General features: G+C 38.0%; 21 protein-coding genes. 3 read left to right on the plus strand and 18 right to left on the minus strand.

Annotated features, from left to right (window positions below; all coding sequences use genetic code 11):
* Nucleotides 1-260: 260 nt before the first annotated feature.
* Together ald and BIV60_RS29410 are read right to left on the minus strand one after the other, a co-directional pair.
* Nucleotides 261-1,382, minus strand: coding sequence for an alanine dehydrogenase (gene ald, locus BIV60_RS01860; RefSeq protein WP_071354052.1), 1,122 nt, complete (start codon nucleotides 1,380-1,382; stop codon nucleotides 261-263).
* 230 nt (nucleotides 1,383-1,612) lie between these two features.
* Nucleotides 1,613-1,771 carry a hypothetical protein gene (locus BIV60_RS29410; RefSeq protein ID WP_177177200.1) on the minus strand — a complete coding sequence of 53 codons (159 nt, stop codon included), beginning with the start codon at nucleotides 1,769-1,771 and terminating at the stop codon, nucleotides 1,613-1,615.
* Nucleotides 1,772-1,876: 105 nt separating this feature from the next.
* On the opposite strand from BIV60_RS29410, the gene BIV60_RS01865 reads away from it, so the two are divergent.
* Complete coding sequence (locus BIV60_RS01865; RefSeq protein ID WP_071354053.1) at nucleotides 1,877-2,326, plus strand: universal stress protein; 450 nt, start codon at nucleotides 1,877-1,879, stop codon at nucleotides 2,324-2,326.
* A 133-nt stretch (nucleotides 2,327-2,459) separates the two neighbouring features.
* Nucleotides 2,460-2,774, plus strand: a complete 315-nt coding sequence (locus BIV60_RS01870; protein WP_071354054.1) for a hypothetical protein — start codon at nucleotides 2,460-2,462, stop codon at nucleotides 2,772-2,774.
* Between the two features lie 25 nt (nucleotides 2,775-2,799).
* Here the strand turns inward: BIV60_RS01870 and BIV60_RS01875 are convergent, their stop codons facing one another.
* The 9 genes from BIV60_RS01875 to sppA all read right to left on the minus strand — a co-directional run bounded on the left by BIV60_RS01875 (nucleotide 2,800) and on the right by sppA (nucleotide 10,470).
* Nucleotides 2,800-3,315 carry a MogA/MoaB family molybdenum cofactor biosynthesis protein gene (locus tag BIV60_RS01875; RefSeq protein ID WP_071354055.1) on the minus strand — a complete coding sequence of 172 codons (516 nt, stop codon included), beginning with the start codon at nucleotides 3,313-3,315 and terminating at the stop codon, nucleotides 2,800-2,802.
* Nucleotides 3,296-4,153, minus strand: a complete 858-nt coding sequence (locus BIV60_RS01880; protein ID WP_071354056.1) for an EcsC family protein — start codon at nucleotides 4,151-4,153, stop codon at nucleotides 3,296-3,298. Before BIV60_RS01880 ends, BIV60_RS01875 begins: the two co-directional genes overlap by 20 nt.
* 255 nt (nucleotides 4,154-4,408) lie before the next feature.
* Nucleotides 4,409-5,596, minus strand: coding sequence for an acetate kinase (locus BIV60_RS01885; RefSeq protein ID WP_071354057.1), 1,188 nt, complete (start codon nucleotides 5,594-5,596; stop codon nucleotides 4,409-4,411).
* A gap of 221 nt (nucleotides 5,597-5,817) precedes the next feature.
* On the minus strand, nucleotides 5,818-6,810 hold the full coding sequence (locus BIV60_RS01890; protein ID WP_071354058.1) for a class I SAM-dependent methyltransferase: 993 nt from the start codon (nucleotides 6,808-6,810) through the stop codon (nucleotides 5,818-5,820).
* Between the two features lie 123 nt (nucleotides 6,811-6,933).
* On the minus strand, nucleotides 6,934-7,434 hold the full coding sequence (tpx, locus tag BIV60_RS01895) for a thiol peroxidase (RefSeq protein ID WP_071354059.1): 501 nt from the start codon (nucleotides 7,432-7,434) through the stop codon (nucleotides 6,934-6,936).
* A 170-nt stretch (nucleotides 7,435-7,604) separates the two neighbouring features.
* Nucleotides 7,605-8,090 carry a GerW family sporulation protein gene (gene ytfJ / locus BIV60_RS01900; protein ID WP_071354060.1) on the minus strand — a complete coding sequence of 162 codons (486 nt, stop codon included), beginning with the start codon at nucleotides 8,088-8,090 and terminating at the stop codon, nucleotides 7,605-7,607.
* Between the two features lie 17 nt (nucleotides 8,091-8,107).
* The gene (locus BIV60_RS01905) at nucleotides 8,108-8,722 is read right to left on the minus strand and encodes a DUF2953 domain-containing protein (protein ID WP_256218270.1); all 615 of its coding nucleotides are present in this window, start codon (nucleotides 8,720-8,722) and stop codon (nucleotides 8,108-8,110) included.
* 162 nt (nucleotides 8,723-8,884) lie between these two features.
* A complete protein-coding gene (locus tag BIV60_RS01910) occupies nucleotides 8,885-9,412 on the minus strand; it encodes an RDD family protein (RefSeq protein WP_177177201.1) in 528 nt (175 codons plus the stop codon).
* 47 nt (nucleotides 9,413-9,459) lie between these two features.
* Nucleotides 9,460-10,470, minus strand: a complete 1,011-nt coding sequence (gene sppA / locus BIV60_RS01915) for a signal peptide peptidase SppA (protein ID WP_071354063.1) — start codon at nucleotides 10,468-10,470, stop codon at nucleotides 9,460-9,462.
* Between the two features lie 167 nt (nucleotides 10,471-10,637).
* Between sppA and BIV60_RS01920 the strand changes: the two genes are divergently transcribed.
* Nucleotides 10,638-11,438, plus strand: a complete 801-nt coding sequence (locus BIV60_RS01920; RefSeq protein WP_071354064.1) for an NAD kinase — start codon at nucleotides 10,638-10,640, stop codon at nucleotides 11,436-11,438.
* A gap of 191 nt (nucleotides 11,439-11,629) precedes the next feature.
* Here the strand turns inward: BIV60_RS01920 and rarD are convergent, their stop codons facing one another.
* From rarD to refZ, 7 genes are all read right to left on the minus strand, one after another.
* On the minus strand, nucleotides 11,630-12,559 hold the full coding sequence (rarD, locus tag BIV60_RS01925) for an EamA family transporter RarD (RefSeq protein ID WP_071354065.1): 930 nt from the start codon (nucleotides 12,557-12,559) through the stop codon (nucleotides 11,630-11,632).
* 137 nt (nucleotides 12,560-12,696) lie between these two features.
* Nucleotides 12,697-14,280, minus strand: coding sequence for an acyl-CoA synthetase MbcS (mbcS, locus tag BIV60_RS01930; protein ID WP_071354066.1), 1,584 nt, complete (start codon nucleotides 14,278-14,280; stop codon nucleotides 12,697-12,699).
* Nucleotides 14,281-14,438: 158 nt separating this feature from the next.
* Nucleotides 14,439-14,639, minus strand: a complete 201-nt coding sequence (locus tag BIV60_RS01935) for an alpha/beta-type small acid-soluble spore protein (RefSeq protein WP_071354067.1) — start codon at nucleotides 14,637-14,639, stop codon at nucleotides 14,439-14,441.
* A gap of 166 nt (nucleotides 14,640-14,805) precedes the next feature.
* Nucleotides 14,806-16,011: a tRNA uracil 4-sulfurtransferase ThiI gene (gene thiI / locus BIV60_RS01940; protein ID WP_071354068.1), complete on the minus strand. Its 1,206-nt coding sequence runs from the start codon at nucleotides 16,009-16,011 to the stop codon at nucleotides 14,806-14,808.
* Nucleotide 16,012: 1 nt separating this feature from the next.
* Nucleotides 16,013-17,155: a cysteine desulfurase family protein gene (locus BIV60_RS01945; protein ID WP_071354069.1), complete on the minus strand. Its 1,143-nt coding sequence runs from the start codon at nucleotides 17,153-17,155 to the stop codon at nucleotides 16,013-16,015.
* Nucleotides 17,156-17,370: 215 nt separating this feature from the next.
* Nucleotides 17,371-19,059, minus strand: coding sequence for a septation ring formation regulator EzrA (ezrA, locus tag BIV60_RS01950; RefSeq protein ID WP_071354070.1), 1,689 nt, complete (start codon nucleotides 19,057-19,059; stop codon nucleotides 17,371-17,373).
* 169 nt (nucleotides 19,060-19,228) lie between these two features.
* Nucleotides 19,229-19,858 carry a forespore capture DNA-binding protein RefZ gene (gene refZ / locus BIV60_RS01955; protein WP_071354071.1) on the minus strand — a complete coding sequence of 210 codons (630 nt, stop codon included), beginning with the start codon at nucleotides 19,856-19,858 and terminating at the stop codon, nucleotides 19,229-19,231.
* Nucleotides 19,859-19,924: the final 66 nt, after the last annotated feature.

Below are 19,924 nucleotides of genomic sequence, written 5' to 3' on the forward strand. Positions count from 1 at the left end.
TCAAACATTTAGGCGAAACGGCAATGAATGCCTATAGGCTGCGGATATTAACAAAAGCCCCTGAACTTTAAACCATTCAAGGGGCTCTTTTTTTATGAGATAAGAAAGAAAATTCGGCTTTGAGAATGGTTCAGCTCCGGCGCCTAGCCCCTCTAGGTCACAAGCCAATCCGTCCAAAAGGTTAAAGAACAACCTCTCGGCCGGATTGGCTTGTGCTATGCCTAAGGCTGATCAAGGCGCCTGCGCTTTTCTTATTTCGTTTATACCTTTTCTAGCAATGTCTTTGTGTCCTGGAATTCAAGACCATGCGCTTCTGCCACGGCCTCATAGGTTACATAACCGCTAAGTGTATTAATTCCTTTCAATAATGCCTCATTTTTAAGACAAGCAGCTTTATACCCTTTATTTGCAATTTCCAAAGCATACGGAACTGTTACATTTGTTAAAGCAATGGTAGAAGTCCTCGGCACTGCCCCCGGCATATTCGCCACTGCATAATGGACCACCCCATGCTTTATATAAGTCGGATGATCATGAGTCGTAATCCGGTCAGTTGTTTCAAAAATACCGCCTTGATCAATCGCGATATCAACGACAACACTTCCTGGTTTCATTGATTTAATCATTTCTTCCGATACCAGCTTTGGTGCCTTTGCCCCTGGAATTAAAACTGCGCCAATGACCAGATCTGATTCCTTAACAGCTTCGGCAATATTATAAGGGTTGGACATCAATGTGGTCACATCTGAACCAAAAATATCATCTAATTGACGAAGCCTATCAGGATTCAAATCAATAATCGTAACTTTTGCTCCTAATCCAATGGCCATTTTTGCAGCATTTGTGCCTGCAACTCCACCGCCGATAATCGTTACATTGCCTCGGTGAACCCCTGGGACACCGGAAAGTAAAATACCTTTGCCGCCATGAACTTTTTCAAGAAACTGAGCACCAATTTGCGCAGCCATTCTTCCGGCCACTTCGCTCATGGGTGTCAATAATGGCAGACTTCTATTTGCAAGCTGAACAGTTTCATAGGCAATTCCAACCACTTTGTTATCAATGAGGGCTTTTGTCAATTCCGGTTCCGGAGCTAAATGTAAATATGTAAATAAGATCAATCCCGGACGGAAGTAGGAGTATTCACTAGGGAGCGGTTCTTTCACCTTCATTACCATATCCATGGACCAAGCTTCTGCTGCAGATTCTACTAACTTTGCGCCGGCAGAAGCATAGTCTTCATCTGAAAAACCGGAGCCAACCCCTGCTCCTTTTTCAATATATACGTCATGACCAAATTTTAATAGGTTTACTACCCCTGCAGGTGTCATCGCAACTCGATTTTCATTATTTTTTATCTCTCTGGGTACGCCGATCCGCATAAATAAGACCTCCAATTTTAATCATCCATATTTATTATTATATCCATCTGCAAGCTTAATAATGTCAAAACTTGTCATGCAGAATGCTTTCCCATGTTCTTCTTATCTTTTATACCACCATACACTAAAGAATATGTTGGACATATATCGGATGCCCCATTAATCTTAAATTTTCTAGACGAATGTATAGAAAAAAGACTGCCGTTATGACAGTCTTCCTGGCTTTCAGCCTAACCTTCTGTACTGCTAAATGTACTACTATCAACCGTCTCAATTCCCTCACCGATAAATCCGCTGTTATACGAATTTAGTATTTGTTCACTTACCTCATTTGTCCCCTCTTCATCAAATTCAAAAATATGTTGCTTATTCGGTTCACGCTTGCTCATTACAGCTATCCCCCTTCAGTAGTTATTACCTCATTATTGTTCGAAAAATTGGCACAACTATGCATCTTTTCTTGCTGTATAATTTAGGTAAGGAGATGATGAATCATGGCACTTAAATATCAAAGTATTTTAGTCGCAATTGATGGTTCAAAAGAAGCGGAATGGGCTTTTAAAAAAGGAATTGAAATGGCGAAGCGAAACAATTCCAGTCTTCTCTTAACACATGTCATCGATACAAGAACTTTTGCAATGGTAGAGGCATATGACCGCTCTATAGCTGAAAAAGCTGATAATTTGGCAACAGAACTTCTTCAGGAATATCAGAAAATTGCTTTAGAGGCAGGGGTAAAAAAGGTTGAGTATGTAATCGATTTCGGTTCACCGAAAATCATCATTCCAAAGGAAATAGCTAAAAAACATAAAATAGATTTAATTATTTGCGGTGCTACGGGAATGAATGCAGTTGAACGTTTCCTTATCGGAAGCGTATCTGAAAATATTACCCGTCATGCTCCTTGTGATGTTCTTGTAGTCCGCACCGGAAAAGATTCCTAGAAATAATAATAACGCATATGGGTATTTTCATTTGCGTTGTTCTTTAATTTAAAATTTAGATTAATAGTTTTCCAGTGAAAGCTCTGAAATTGTGTAGTAAAATAACAATAACTATACATGTGGAGGCAAATGTATGGAAAATCATTTTTCTTTCGATCAACGACTAGGAATTCAACTCCCTGATATTCATCTAGATTGGGAACAATTTTCCCTCGAAACCCAGGCAGCTATTTTGTTCTATTGGGAACAAATCCGCGGTACCATTCCAGACCGCATTGCAGATCTGGAGAATACGATTAATCGCAAACAAGCGGAACTTTCAGATGAAAGCGACTTCCCGCGTTCCTGTAAGCTCAACAGCGAAATTGCGGAACTCGCTTCCATTATCAATGATTTATGGATTTGGTATCGTACAAACCAGGATGTTTCTATTAAAATGCACCATTAAAAAGCTCCCATTGAAAGGGAGCTTTTTATTTTAAATCTTTCTTCAATTCTCTTACAACATGACCAAGTTCGGGAAGAATTAGTTTTTCCATTGCCAGCTTTACGGCACCGGATGATCCCGGCGTAGAAAAAACCGCTTTATTTTTCACCACTCCAGCAATCGCACGGGAAAGGATTGCTGCAGAGCCAATATCCTCCTGGTAGCTTAACATTCTGAACAATTCGCCAAACCCAACGATTTCTTTTTCAATTAACCTCTGAACCATCTCAATCGTCACATCTCTTTTGGCAATCCCTGTGCCGCCATTTGTGAGAATGACCTCGATATCCTCCCGCTCACACCCTTTTAAGATTGCTTCTTGAATAGGGGTTTGTTCATCTTTTACAATACAATAATCAAGGACCCTATGGCCTTCTTTTTCAAGGAGATCCATCATCAGTCTCCCACTTTTATCACTTTCTTCATTCCGAGTATCACTAACCGTAATCACCTTACAATGAACGGTCTTGGGTGCTTCTTTTTTATGTTCTTTCGTACTCATCCGAATGCTCCTCTTTTTCTTTTAAATAGCGAAGCTGATAATACTTATGGGCAACTTCCGTGACTTTCCTGGTTAACTGATAATTCGCCCCTGCCCCGATTGCCATGCTGACAAGCGGAATACCCTGAACTAATTTTTTTCGAAATAATGCGATAACCAATGCCTTTAAAAACTGTTGTACAGGCTGCTCCAGCCATGTAATATCCGTGATTTCTTCTTTACCTTGATAAAAATAAAAATCATCGTTTCCGTCTAATTCATTCATAAGAGCAGCCCATCCGTCCTTCTGAATTCTTGGAGGAAGTGTAGCTGTATGAAAAACCTTCAAAGAGGTCATCATTTCAAAAGGAGTATTAACTTCAAATCCATACGTCATCGCAATTAATTGTACTGCCCGCAAATTAATAACAGCCATTGCCGGTATATCCATTCCTAAAAGCAAAGTACTACCTGTTCCCGCTAATCCGCCTTGTGTAAAGGAATACAGACGATGTTTGGCAATTTGCTGGTGGGCTATGTATTGTAACTGGTTGATATCCAATTTTTTTAGATCATCTATCTTTTCTAAGTCCTTGTAAAAAATCCTTCCGAAAGAAAGTATTCTTTCCTTCGCGTCCATCTGAAGCTGTGAGCCTTGAATCATGCCATGAAGATGAAAAAGCCAGCTATCAATGGATAGAAAAAACTTTTTTTGGACCGTTTTGGGTAAAAGTAAAAATGAACGTTCCAGGTATTTTTCATAAGTCAATTGAAAATCATTTGCTTCATAGCTTAATAACCGATTTTCCCATTCCCTTATTTCCTTCAAGACATTTTTCTCCCTGTCTGAGAGCGGCATGAAAACATTCCTCCTGTTTCCAAATCTTTCTTTTAGTATAACGAATGATCAGGAAAGCGCAAGCGCCTTGATCAGTCTCAGGCATAGCACAAGACAAGCCGGCCGAAAGGTTGTTCTTTAACCTTTTGGACGGATTGGCTTGTGACCTCGAGGGGCAGGACGCTTGTGCTGGACAATTCTCGAAGCCGAATTTGAATACTTCCGTACTCAAAAAAAGGCAAAATCCCTTTTTTGAGACTTTGCCTTTTCAATCAATTAATTTGCCAAACGAACGACGTCGCGGGCAATCATTACTTCTTCATTTGTCGGAATGATTATTACCTTAACAGGGGAATGTGGATAGTTAATAAAAGCTTCTTTCCCTCTTACCTTATTAAGGGCAGGATCCCAATAAACTCCCATGAATTCAAGACCTTTAAGGACATTTTCCCTAATCACATCACTGTTTTCACCGATACCCGCAGTAAAAATAATCGCATCTACACCGTACATACGGGAAGCATAAGAACCAATGTATTTGTGAATCCGGTTTCCGAATACATCGAGTGCAAGCTTTGCACGTGCATTTCCTTGTTTCGCCTGAATTTCAATATCACGCAGGTCACTTGAAAAACCGGAAACAGCAAGCATTCCACTTTTTTTATTTAAAATATCAAGGACTTCTTCTGCTGTTTTATTTGTTTTTTCCATAATATAGGGAATCAAGGCAGGGTCAATATTTCCTGAACGGGTTCCCATCGTAACTCCTGCTAGTGGAGTAAAGCCCATTGAAGTATCAATCGATTTTCCGCCTTCAATGGCTGCGATACTTGCCCCATTCCCTAAATGGCAGGAAATGAGCCGCAGCTGCTCAATAGGACGGCCTAAAAGCTCAGCAGCACGCTGTGATACATATTTATGGGATGTGCCATGGAAACCGTATTTCCGAATTCCATATTCTTTATAGTATTCATATGGAAGACTGTATAAGAATGAGCTTTCCGGCATTGTTTGATGGAAGGCAGTATCAAAGACAGCAACTGCTGGTACGTTTGGCAATACCGATTTAAATGCATTAATACCCGTAATATTTGCCGGATTATGCAACGGCGCCAATTCAGATAGCTCTTCTATTTTCGCCAATACTTCATCATTTATTATAACAGAATCATTAAATGTTTCACCGCCGTGTACTACCCGATGCCCGATTCCTTCAATTTCATCTAACGATTGGATGATTCCAAGCGATGTAAGTTTATCCAAAAGCATTTTAACAGCTATATCATGATTGGGAATATCAATGATTTCCTGAATTTTTTCACCGTGTACTGTAATATTAAAAATAGAATCTTTTAATCCGATTCTCTCTATTAATCCTTTTGTAATAACATCTTCACTTGGCATTTCAAATAATTGAAACTTCAAAGAAGAACTACCGGCATTGATTGCAATAATTTTAGACATTTTGCTACCGCTCCTTTATCTATAACAACATCAGTTTGCAAAGGCTCTGTTTCGCACACCTTTAGCTTGTGTAAACCAACATGGAATATTTCTCTCAAATACTCATTTAAACATTGGTCCTATAACATTTCAAGGAGTAATTTAAGTGTCAGCGGTTACATCCAAAATATAATTTTATTCAAAGTTTTTGTACTATTATTAAAAAATAAAAAACCGATAAACTACCGGTTTTTTGGCTTATTCTCGATGAACCATTTGTCCATTTTTAATAAAATTTTATCCATTTCTGCGGCATTTGATAAAGTTGGCAAATTAACGAGTAATGCTTGCTTTGGAGGCTGAACTCCTTCTCCTTTTTTTTGCAAAACTAAAATACTTTTTGCTGTGTTCTTATTCTTGAACATACTGATTGGTAATTGGAGAAGTCCCTGAATGATAACATTTTCCTTGAAATATTCATGTAACTCCCCAGCCTGCTCGCTTTCAAAGAGTGTATTTGGAATTAAGAAGAATAAATACCCTCCCTCTTTTGTATGCCGGACACTTTGTTCGATAAAAAGATGGTGTGAATAGGAATGCCCTTCCTTTTCATGTAATTGATAATCAGCAGCACGAACATCATTCGGATAATAACCAACTGGTAAATCCCCAATTGCGACATCAACGGGATCAATAAATAATGGTTCAAGACTATCCTGGTTGAAAAGTTCAACAGGATGTTTTTGTAAATTGGCATTTACATAGGCGAGCTTTATTAAAAGATCATCAATATCAACACCGATTGAAATAATGTCTTTTTGTAAATGATTCAATACCGTGGTTAACAAATTCCCCGTTCCCACTGCAAGATCAAGCATGCGTAATGATTGAGCTGAAACAAACTTTTGAACGAGGAAACCAAAGAGCATTCCAACTGTATCCGGTGTCATTTGATGATTTGGCTGCACATTTTCCTGCATTCCTTTAAGAATAACAAGCTGGTATGCTTTTCGAATTTCTTCATTTGAATATTTGCCAAGATGGATTTCTTCATAATGTTTTTCTAATCTTTTTACAGTTAATTCGCTTAACTCCTCTTGGAGAATAGAGCCTTGAAACAGATTCTCCCCTGTTTCAGCCAAGGCCTCCAAAAAGCTGCATTCCAATTCCTCCTGAATAACAAGGGCTGTCTGATTGAACACCGTAAAAAGCTCTTCAACTGGAGAAACTTTCATCGAATAACCTCCACTTTCCACGAAAAAGACCCCGCCATTGACGAGGCCTCTATAATATTAGTTTTGCTGTTTAGACTTAGATATGTGTTTAGCTCCAGCGCCTAGGCGCTTCCGCTTTTCTATTTACTTCGCTGCTTTAGCTGCTTCGATTGCTGCTTCATAATTAGGGTGATGAGTTGCTTCACTAACATACTCAACATAAGTTACAGTATCGCTGGAATCAACCACAAATACTGCACGTGCCAATAATCTATGTTCTTGAATTGCTACACCATATGCTTCACCGAAAGAAAGGTCACGATGATCGGATAATGTCTGTACGTTTTCGATTCCATTTGCTCCGCACCAGCGTTTTTGTGCAAATGGAAGGTCACAACTAATAGTTAAGATTTTTACATTCCCTAAATTATTTGCTTCTTCATTAAAACGACGTGTTTCAGCATCACATACACCAGTATCCAAAGAAGGTACAGAGGTAATTAAACGCACTTGTCCCTTTGTATCATTTAAAGTTACCTCTGAACGATCATTTGCAAGAACAGTAAAATTAGGAGCCTTATCCCCTACCTTTACCTCATTGCCAAGTAATGTTACCGGATTACCGCCAAATGTTACATTTGCCATTATTAACATCCTCCTTTTAATTTCAAACTTAAGCACATTCCAATCTTAAATAAGCTTAAGGCTATGATATGTACAGTGTAAATATATCTTTTCAGAATCTTTTTTGCAATTAATTCACTCAATTCCATGAAAAAAGTTAATCCTCCTTATTTGGAAGATTAACCTTTTCTTTATAAATCAAGATCATGTTTTACATGGGATTGCTCGATATTTTGCTGACTAACTGTTTGCTGTTGATCTTTTTTCGAAAACATTTGCTGGATTTTATCCACTGCCTGTGGCGCCAGTTCCAAAATCTTCTCATACAAATGTGTACTTTCGTCTAAATGGAGCATTTTCACCCCATGAGAATTGACAATCAGGAAGGCGATAGGAGTGATGGAAACTCCGGCACCGCTTCCTCCACCAAATGGAAGCTTTGGTCCACCTTGGCCTTGCCCCTGACCTTGATTTTGCCCTTGTCCCTGTTGACCTCCACTTTCTGCTTTAAATTCACTTCCACCGGCCGCAAATCCGAAACCAACCTTTGAAACTGTTAAAATGACACTGCCATCAGGGGTTTCAACGGGATCTCCAATTATCGTATTTACATCAATCATTTCTTTTAAGCTTTCCATTGCAGTTGTCATCAAACCTTGAATTGGATGATCAGACATCTTCGTTTCCTCCTTTTTCAAACGGATTTAGTTTTTTCCTTTGATAAATTTGTATTTGATTTCAGTTTCGGGCGCCCGCCCTTCCAGAATTTAATTAGCTTTAATCCTGCAAAAATAGCATGCCCGATACGAAACTGAAAAATACATGAAACTTGAGTTTGAATAACGGTTGCCTGAAAATGTGGTGTAACGGTTAAAACCGGCATTTCTTTTAACTTAAAATAGTTACTAAGTAAACCAGTGATGCCTCCTTTAATCGTCCATAGTCCCCCACACAACACTCCTGTAATCGCCGCATCTCCCACCCCAAACAGTGTATGCCACTCAAACTGCTTTACGGATATTTTTTTGAAAAACTTGCGAATGATTACATGCATTTGAATTACATGCTCAAGGATGTCTTTTACATTTTTAAAATTCGTCGTTACATCGTCAGAAGTAATTTGATGTACTCCGGTATCGGAAGTTTTTTCAGAAGAATGGTCTTTTTTCTTTTTCGTTTTTACAACAATACTGGGGGAATTATCATCAATTTTGATTAATGGAATATGCTTTTTAAATTTAATCAGTCCAAACCAAATTCTGAACTCAATGTTTAAATCATCGTTATCATTATGATGAAAATAACTCACCCGAATGGACAGCCTTGTAAAAATAATAATAAGGAATAAAAGCAAAAGGAAACACAAGATTAAAAGGATCCAAATCAATTTTATTCACTGCCTTTCAGCCTATTAGTATGGCTTATAGGAAAAAAAATAAACCTATCAACATAATGTTGATAGGTTTTATTTTCATCTCTCGACATGGATGACAGTTGTGTCTGAAAATAGATCATGCAATCCTTGCTTTTTCGGAAGAAAGGCAGCAATTACATAACCTACAATGATTGTCGCGGATATAAAGCGTCCGATCCATTCACGGAACAAAACTGTTCCCCATGTTAATGATTCTTTCTTCAAATTAATCACCTTTATTCCAAACACCATTTTTCCCAACGTCTGCTGCAAATATTTCGTCATTAGGACAAAGTATAAATAAAAAATGACAGCTGAAGCAATGGATATTGGGGCAAACATATTAAAATCTGTTAAGGAGATGTCCAGCATTCGAAAAACCGGTTTAACTAAAAGTCTTACCAAACTCCCAACAACAATTAAATCAAGCAAATACGCCCAAAAGCGCATCCAAAATCCTGCATATCGAATTGGACCAGACGGTGATTCTACTGTATCCCTTTTATTTTCTTGTTCAGAGGCAACATCGCTTTTATCCTTTTCCTCATGATGTATAATGGATTCTTCAGAGCTTTGATGATTCATTTCATTCGTATTATCTTGGTTATGATTTATTTCCATCTTCTCCGCCCCTATTCCGCATAAAGATACATGAGCCTTGGTGAATTTGGTTTTGAGAGAATCTTTAACATTCCTGCCATTTCAGCATTTTCTCCCAGCCATTTATGCGCCTGCATGCTGAATATTGAAGCGATTCCTAAGTGCTCCGAATAGCGAATGACCTTTGCACCCTTTAAATTTTCATCCTTTTTCATTTTCTTGATTGTCTCATCCAAATATCCATAGCCATCAATTAAGTGTAATTCCTTAGCCTGTCGCCCGTCATAAACTCTGCCGTCAGCTAACTTTTTTACTTGATCAATACTTAAATGACGGCCCTCAGAGATGACTTTGACAAATCCTTCATACGAATTGTTAATCATTCTTTGTAGAATTTGCCGCTCTTCTTCGGTCATTTTTCTAGTTGGACTCATAATATCCTTATATTTTCCGCTTTTTATCGTGACAAAATCAACTCCATATTTTTTAGCCAATCCCTCATAATTGATTCCTTCCATTATGACTCCCAGCGAACCCGTCAATGTTTCCGGACTAGCATAAATCTTTTTGGCTGCGGTTGAAATATAATATCCTCCTGAAGCCGCCATAGAGCCCATAGAAATATAGACCGGTTTTTTCGTATCCTTTTGGATTTCCTTCAGTTTATCATGGATTTCAGCACTTTCGACCACCCCGCCACCGGGAGAGTTGACTCTAATAATGATTCCTTTAACGGTGTCATCCTCTTTGACATAGTTTAATTTTTTCATAAATTCCTGATGGTTGTATCCGGAACTTTGTAATAATGATGCAGGCTCTCCTGAATCTTGAATCACCCCATCCACATCAAGAACAGCAATTTTTTTTAATTCACTTCCGTCTTTCACCACTTCTTCGGTAAACGGCTGGTCATTTGTTGAAAAAAATTCACCAACGTTCGTCTCCATTCCTTTAAAGGCAAAGGTAGATAAAAAGTTAATGATAATGGAAACAAAAAATAGTGCCGCTGCAATCCCAAGTGCTGTCCATCGTTTTCCGTTCATCTTGTATTCCCCCCACATGTGTCAATCCAGTTAAATTTACGTCCGTATTTTCATATTGTTTCAAAAAAATGCTAAACTTAATGAGATTATCCATATTTTATCAAAAGAAATTTTTAAAATGGTTAAATATTGGAAATTCATTCTTCATTTTACAGGAGGGATCATTTATGGAAAGCCGCCGTAATATCTATTTTTATCACACACAGGATGCCGAAATGCTTTCAAAAGCTTCACATATATATGAATTGGCTGCACAATACGGCTTTACAATCGTTGATGATCAGCAAAAAGCCAATATTATTGCCACCATTGGAAACGATGGAACCTTCCTGCAAGCCGTTCGTAAAACCGGGTTCAGAGAAGACTGTCTTTATGCGGGGATTTCGACAACTAAAAATTTAAGTATGTATTGTGATTTTCGGATAGATGATACTTCAAAAATGATTGAAGCTTCAGTGAACGAACAATTCGAGGTCCGCCGTTATCCACTTCTTGAAGTGACAGTGGATGGACAAAGCATGTTCCCATGTTTGAACGAGTTTAGCATTCGTTCCTCTATTATTAAAACGCTGGTGATTGACGTCTTTATTGACGGGCTACATTTTGAAACGTTTAGCGGGGATGGTCTTGTAGTTGCTACACCTACAGGCAGCCCCGCTTATAATAAATCTTTAAATGGTTCTGTCGTTGATCCGTTAATTTCCAGTATGCAAATTAGTGAAATTGCCTCGTTAAATAATAATCGGTACCGCACTTTGGGATCTTCGTTTATTTTGGGAGAGGAACGGATACTGACACTTAAGGTGATTTCAGAAGGAAATGATCATCCAATTATGGGTATGGACAATGAAGCATTAAGTATCCGCCATGTGGAAAAAATTCAATTAAAAATATGCGGTAAAAAAATAAAAACACTTAAATTAAAAGACAACTCTTTCTGGCAAAAAGTAAAAAGACAATTTCTTTAAAAAAAGCGCAAGCGCCCTGGTCAGCCTCAGGCATAGCATAAGACAAGCCGGCGAGAAGGTTGCTCTTTAACCTTCTTGACGGATTGGCTGTAGACCATCGAGGGGCTAGGCGCTGGAGCTGGACAATTCTCAAAGACAAAATTTTATACTTTCTTTACTTATAAAAAAAGAGGCGAATTGATCGCCTCTTTTTATCCGTTCAATTTTTCTTTTTGAATCCTCAATCCTTTTTCCAGAAAGAGCTTTGTTTTAGATAAAGAATAAACCGTTAAAGCAGACCAAATAAAGATAAAGGATAGGAGCTGCACTTTCGAAAAATGTTCATTATAGACAAAAATCCCCAAAATTAATGTTAATGTAGGTGCAATATATTGTAGGAAACCAAGTAAGGATAACGGAATTTTTTGTGCACCTTTTGCAAAATAAAGCAGTGGTACAGCCGTTGCTGCTCCGGCACCGATTAACAATAAGTCAGTTTCCGTATTTGCTGATAAAAATGAATTCGTGCCGTTTACAAATAAGAAACACATATATACAATTGCGATCGGTGAAACAACAAGTGTTTCAAGTGTTAATCCCACGGAAGACTCAACATTAATTAATTTTTTGGCAAGACCGTATAATCCAAAAGAAAGGGCCAGAGTTAACGCGATCCAAGGAATTTTCCCATGGGAAATTGAAATAATCAATACGCCAATGGCGGCTAAGCCAAACGAAATATATTGTGGAATAGTTAATTTTTCTTTTAAAACAATCATTCCCAATAAGACACTTACAAGCGGATTGATATAATAACCAAGGCTTGCTTCAAGCATATGACCGCTATTAACTGCCCAAATATAGACAAGCCAGTTAATACTTATTAATAGCGAAGCAATTGCCAGGGCGAAAAACTGTTTTTTATTTTGCCTAAAACCTTTGAGGGTTTGCACAAATAAACCCCATTTTCTTGTTAATAAAAGTACTAGCACCATAAAAATAAACGACCAAAAGATTCGGTTCGCCAAAATTTCCATTGCATTTACTTGATCGATGAGCTTCCAATAGATTGGCAGCAGCCCCCATAAGAAATAGGAAAGTCCAGCATGGAAGGCTCCCATTTTTATTTCTGATTTTTTCATTGTTGTTCCGAGCCCCTATTCTTTCTAGTATCGAAATAATTATAACGTGAAACACTAAAAAAAGGGAAAATTTTATTCTCCAATTTTTGCCCCATTATAAAAAGGCAGTCAAGCTGAACTGCCTTTTTATCCATTCATTATTTTTTTAGAGTTTCATTTTCTTTTTGACGAAGTTCAATACGGCGGATTTTTCCGGAAGTGGTTTTCGGAAGATCCGATACATACTCAATTTTTCTTGGATACTTATATGGAGCAGTCAGCTCTTTTACATGCTCCTGAAGATTTTTGGTCAATTCAGGTTCTTGCGGGTCCACACCTTCTTTTAATACAACGAACGCTTTTACAATAAAGCCACGAATTACATCAGGGCTTGCGACGACGGCACATTCTTTGACAGATGGATGTTTGACTAGGGCATCCTCTACTTCAAACGGTCCAATCGTATAGCCGGAGCTGATAATAATATCATCGCCGCGCCCTTCAAACCAGAAATAGCCTTCCTCGTCCATTTTCGCTTTATCACCCGTTACATAATAATCACCGCGGAATTGCATCACAGTTCGTTCCGGGTCTTTATAATAATTTTTGAATAGCGCAGGGGTTTCAACATGAACTGCAATATCACCCACTTCACCTACGGCACAAACCTTTCCATCTTCATCAATGATTTCAACCCGATTTCCCGGGGTTGGTTTCCCCATTGAGCCTGGTTTTAACGGCATTCCCTTTGTTACCCCAACAAGCAAGGTGTTTTCTGTTTGACCATAGCCGTCACGAACATCAACATGAAAATATTTTCTGAAAGTATCAATTACCTCACGATTTAGCGGTTCACCAGCGGATACTGCACTATGAAGGTTTGGTAATTGATATTCGGTTAAATTATCCACTTTTGCCATTAATCGATATTCTGTTGGTGTACAGCAAAGAACATTTACATTATATTTTTGCAGCAGGCTTAAATACTTTTTTGGCTCAAATTTTCCATTGTATACAAGCCCTGTTGCACCAGACCCAAGAACGGATAAGAAAGGACTCCAAATCCATTTTTGCCAACCCGGACCCGCTGTAGCCCAAACAGTATCCCCTTCTTCAATGGCCAGCCATTTAGGCGCAGCCGTTTTTAAATGTGCATATGCCCAGCCATGAGTATGCACAACCCCTTTAGGATTTCCGGTCGTACCTGATGTATAGGATAAAAAGGCCATGTCATCTCTTTTTGTATCAGCAATGGTAAAATCCTCTGAAGCCGCTTTCATTTCTTCATCCAAATGGCTCCAGCCATCCACTTTTGCTCCTAGTGAAAATTTAACAAGTGATTGAACAGCCGTAATATTTTCAAATTGCTCAACATATGGATAGTAGCTTAGTACAGCCTTCACATCCCCATGTATAATGCGGTATTGCAAATCCTTTTCCCTTAACATTTCAGAGCTAGGAATCACTACCAAGCCGGCTTTTAAAGCTGCCAAATAGACCATATAGGCTTCAATAAGCCTTGGGACAATAATTAAAACGGTGTCTCCTTTTTGTAGTCCATTATTAATCAGAACATTTCCCACTTGATTTACTTTTTTTAACAGTTTTTCATATGTAACTTGTTTTGTTTCACCTGATTCGTTTTCCCATTTTAATGCTAATTTGTTCGGGTCTTTTGCAAAGCGTTCTACTTCAGAAACAAGATTGTAATTCTCGGGTGCGATTAAATCTTCTCGTTTCATACCTCTCCCCCTCAGCAATAAAAATTCACATCCATATTTATTATACAAAATTGCCCTAAAGTTTTAAATTATTATTCCCTTAAAACTTTTTTCCTCTTTTCAAAAAAAGAGAGAGAGCGGGAATAATTCCCGCTCTCTCTAGCCATATTATTTATTTGTTAACGAGCAAATCCGCCGCCTAATTGGGACTCAGCCATAGCGACTAAACGCTTAGTGATTTCTCCACCAACTGAACCGTTAGCACGAGAAGTAGTATCAGCACCAAGGTTTACACCAAATTCATTAGCAATTTCGAATTTCATTTGATCAAGAGCTTGTTCAACACCAGCAACTAATAATTGATTAGAGTTGTTTGCCATTTGATATCACCTCCTTGTGAGTTTATAATGTGTAGAACTCACAAGGTTCATTCCTGATATCAATTGGTAATTGTTCACAGAATTTTCATTTATTCCTTTGGCTCTTTTACACTTGGTTGTTGATTTACGCTACATGCTTATAAACCTTTATCACAGCCATACTTTTTTAAAATAATTCATCAAATTCTGTTTGTGTGTCGCGGTCTGGTTTAATTGTTATGGTTTCTGTTTCGGTAACTGCTTCTTCGATTAATGGATCAAAATCAAAAAAGCTTTCATATTGCCGGACTTTTTCTCTCCGCGGTTTTGTTTTTGGAGAGGCAGGAACAAAAATCGTACAGCAATCTTCATATGGTCTATTCGAAATCTCAAGAGTGTCGATTTCATGGGCTATTTTAATAATCTCCGTTTTGTCCATTGAAATAAGCGGTCTTAGTATCGGTGTATTCGTTACTTCATTTATCGTATACATGCTCTCGAGTGTTTGACTTGCTACTTGTCCAAGGCTTTCCCCCGTAATAATGGCAAGCCCTTCTCGTTTTTCTCTGATTTTATCAGTAATTTTGAGCATAAACCTTCTTGTTGATGTCATCGTATAGTTTTCAGGAACTTGTTCACGAATGGCTTGCTGAACATCTGTAAACGGGACGATATGAAGCGTTATATATCCATAAACTTCAGCAAGTTTTTTTGCCAAATCAATGACCTTTTCCTTGGAGCGTTCACTCGTAAATGGGGGGCTGAAGAAATGAACGGCTTCAATTTCCAAGCCTCTTCTCATGGCCATGAAACCGGCAACAGGGCTGTCAATCCCGCCTGACAGCATTAACATCGCTTTACCGCTGGAGCCTGCCGGATATCCCCCAGCCCCTTTTATGGTTTCACATGAAAGATAAACACCCTCTTTGCGAACCTCAATCAATAAATTAATATCAGGCTTTTTTACATCTACTTTTAATCCAGGGATGTTTTTCAGCAGGTGAGCGCCAAAAAGTTGATTGATCCCATCCGTATCAAGTTCGAAGGTTTTATCTGACCTTTTTGCTGTAATTTTAAAGGTATTCCCTTCTTGGTATAGCGAACCTGCCAATTCAAGAGCAGCTTCTTTCATTTCTTCCAAGTCCTGTTTCACCTTAACAGCAGGACTGAAAGATTGAATTCCAAAGATTTTTTTAAAAATCTCTTTAATTTCTTGTACATCTTCACCGTTTAACAAAACAAACATCCGGTCCCATGATGCCTCTATTTTAATTTTAGGAAAAGTGGAAAGGGCCGATTTTACACTTTTTTTCAATTTATCGATGAATTTATTACGGTTTCGGCCTTTCGTTGACATTTCACCATAGCGAATGACGATTCGATCATATTTCATATTAGTTCATTACCTTTCGTAAATGTTCAGATGCTTCCTTAATTGCAGCAATAGCAGCAACTGCTTCATTTTCTGTATTTTGATAGGAGAGGCTGATACGAATTGCACTTTCAGCCATTTCATCCGGGACCTCCATGGCAAGTAGTGTTGCGCTCGGGGATTTCTTTTTGGATGAGCATGCACTTGTCGTTGAGACATAGATTCCTTTTTCCTCCAGGGCATGAATGAGAACTTCCGACCTTATCCCTTTAATGGAAAAATTTAAAATATGTGGAGCAGAATGATCGATTGGGGTATGAATTTGAATTTCTTCTAATTCACTTATTCCCTTCCTTAGGATTTCCCGGATTTTTTTCAAATTTTCAATCCCGTTTTTCCCTTCAATCAAAGTCATTCGTAATGCCTTTGATAAGGAAACAGCGCCTGCGACGTTCTCTGTACCGCTGCGGAGCTTCTGTTCCTGGCCGCCCCCAGCCAATAATGGAGACAACCGTACACTTTCGCGTACATATAAAACCCCGGTTCCTTTCAAGCCATGAAATTTATGTCCCGAAAATGAACATAAATCCACTCTGTTTCCATGCAATGAAAATGGTACTTTTCCGATTGCTTGAACGGCATCCACATGGAACAAAATATGAGGATATTTTTTTAAACATTCTCCGATTTCCTGAATTGGCTGGATGGTTCCAACTTCATTATTTACATGCATGACGGAAATGAGAATCGTATCTTTCCTAATGACCTTTTTAAGGTCTTCTATTTGAATTCTTCCGTCTGAATTAACAGGAAGATAGGTTACTTCAAAGCCTTCTTGTTCGAGCTGCTCCATTGCCTTCCTTACGGATGCATGTTCAATGCTTGTCGTGATTAAATGACGCCCTTTGTTTTTATTCATGAAAGCGGCACCCTTAATCGCTAAATTATTGCTCTCGGTTCCGCCCGATGTAAAAACTATCTCCGATTGTTTAACTGATAAAAGATTTGCCACCTGTTCTCTTGCCTTTATCATCAGTTTTTCAGCCTGTCCCCCTAATGCGTTTAGGGAGGACGGGTTGCCAAAGTATTCACTTGAAACGGTTATAAATGAATCCAGAACTTCTTTATATGGTTTGGTTGTTGCACTATTATCAAAATAAATCATGATTTTTCCCCCTAACAAATCCGAAAAACCTTATGCAAAAAATAATCTTATCATATATTGCTTATCTTTAGAAATGAAACTTGAGTTTTAATAAAAATTTGGCTGTTGATTTGATCTCCACTCAGGCTTAGTTTGAAAATCAACAATGTCCTTAAACAGAGCCTAAAAGTAAAAACCGATTAGCCTGCAGGCTGAATCGGTTTTTTCTTTACATTTTAGTCATTTTCAATTGCCGCTTTAATATTCTTTAAGGCTACGGGATCAACACTTTCTAGTAATGCTGCAACCTGTTCCAATGCCTCCTGGTATTCATAAAGCCTGAAAGCTTGTTCCGCATCCATTAACCCCTTGGCTACAGCTGGAAATTTTCTACGGTAGCGGTTTCCGTATTGAATCGCTTTCTCCGCAAGCATTGCATTCTCAATCATTTCCATTGTTGAAATGGTAAGTTTCTCAACTGTTAAAACAGCAATTTCCAGATATTGATTGAGGGCAGAAATATTAAGCGGTTTTTCCTCAAGCTGCTGCTTCACATTCTGAATGCTCTCATTCGTATCCTCAAACAAAAACTTATAGTCTTCAGGTAAACCGGGTACATTGCTTTTGGAAACAAGCCGAACGGTTTCACCAACTTTTTTTGTCAGTTCTTTTACTTTATCTCTTGCTTCAAGCTCATCCTTACGTAAAGATTGAAGTTTATCAGCAAATTGTCGCTGCTCTTCTCTGATGTTTTCAAGCTGCTCCTTTATCTCGTTTAATTCTTCACTAATTTTAGTCTGAGCAATTTCATTCAACTTTAACTTTTCAACAAGGATTTCATAATGTTTAAAAACAACTGAAAGTTCTTTTTCCAAATGTCTTTGTGTTTCAAAATCATATTCCTTTAAATGATACGTTTGCTGGACATTCGTTACTTCATCCATAAGGTGGTCGTTTTCTTCCTGTGCCTCTACCAGAAGATCAAAAGTAATTCTCTCATTTTTTAAAATAAAGTGCTTGGCATGGACCTCTTTTTCCAGTAAATCAAAAAGAATATCCACACGGTCCTTGGTTTCTTTCACACCTTCAACCGCTTTATCCAAATCCGTTTCCTCAATTAAGATTATTGCTTCTGAGAGCTTTTCTTCAAGTGCTTTGATTTCCGTTTCCAATTGAATATGCTCCAAGTAATAGCCCTGCTGTGTCATTTCCTTGAACCCGTCACGGACATCTGAAAGTTGTGCAGGCAGAATCGATTGAACTTCAATTAAGAGCTGTGGAATAAGCTCCATCACATTTTTTATCGTTCCTAAATTGTTACTAATCGTTAAAACAATTTCACGTGCTTCCAGGTAGTTCCCGTTCTCCGTTTTTTCATCAAACTCTTGGAACTTTTTCGTTACCTCTTCCAATTGTCTTTCAAGACTTTTTTCTGCCTTGCTGAAGGTATGCCGGTGGGCCAGAAGCGTTTTTTTGGTTTCACGGTATAATTCTTTTAATTGTTCAATTTCTACCCGGTTCTTTTCTTCACTGCCTACAAGCTCATGCAATTCATCCAATATCTTTGTAATTTGATTTTCGGTTTCCTGCAAGGTATCATGAATCTTGCGTTGAACAGTTTTAGCTTTATTAAACCGGTAATGATCAATGAATTCTTCCGCATCAAATAACATTTCTTCCAATTTTGGGAGCTCCACGGTGACAATATCATCCCATTGGTTCCGCCAGTTTTCGAATAATTCCTCTGTTTGCCCTGTCATATTAAGCTGTTTCACCTTGGACATCTCTTCTAAAATCGGTCGATTCATCAAATCAATTTTCCATGCTTCCAGACGATCCATTTCTTTAAAATACTTTTTCTTTATTAAATATCCTAATACAAATAAAGCTAGAATCAGGATAAAGAATCCTATGAAATACTTCACATGTAAGCCTCCTGTTCCAAAAACCCTCTTTTCAAACATTTTAGGTGTCAGTTTATGTAAAAATAGCACGATATGTTCAATTCAATGTATTTATGATACCATGTTAACGACAATTTTTGACTATAATTTTCAATTTTTTTGAAAAAGAAATCAAAAAAATAGAGGCTCGTCATAAAATAGCCTCTTTCTTCACTACAACTCCATTACAAAGGGTATTTTCAATCCAATGATACAGTTCGTTTAAATATTTTTGTTCGAAGAAACGTTCATTTGGAAAAATATACAATACTTCCCGAACATAATGAGAATTCATGAATGGCATCATGAGCAAACCCTTGAGTTGAATAATCAAATAGGGATTTGAGTGAGGATGGAATTCTTTCCATTCCATCCCATTTTCAAAGATTTTTTGAAAATAATATTTTTCTTTTAGATTATAGGTGGACATTATTTCTCTAACAATCTGTGAATCCAAGGACATCTCGCGGTATACCACATTTGCCAGCTGGATATTTTCACATTGATAATGGAGCAATTTGGCCGTAACTCGTTTTAAACAATCTTTGGCGCCAAGATCAATCAGGGCATATTCCTCTTCCATAATCCGGAGGTATTGTTCGTAAAAATGAGTAAAACAATATTCTAAAAGACCAAGTTTATTGACAAAATAATAGGCAACCGTTGCAGAGTTAACATTTGCATAGCCTGCAATATCCCTGATTGAGGTGCCGGAATACCCATTGGAATTAAATAACTTAATCGCTGCTTCAATAATTGCTTCTTTCAGGTTTTTTTTCATACTTTTCCCCCTCGAAAGTGGATCGATCTTTTACCCCTTATCTAATGTTTCTTTGTTTCGTCTTTT

It is taken from the genome of Bacillus sp. MUM 116 (assembly GCF_001866655.1).
Lineage (GTDB): Bacteria > Bacillota > Bacilli > Bacillales > Cytobacillaceae > Neobacillus.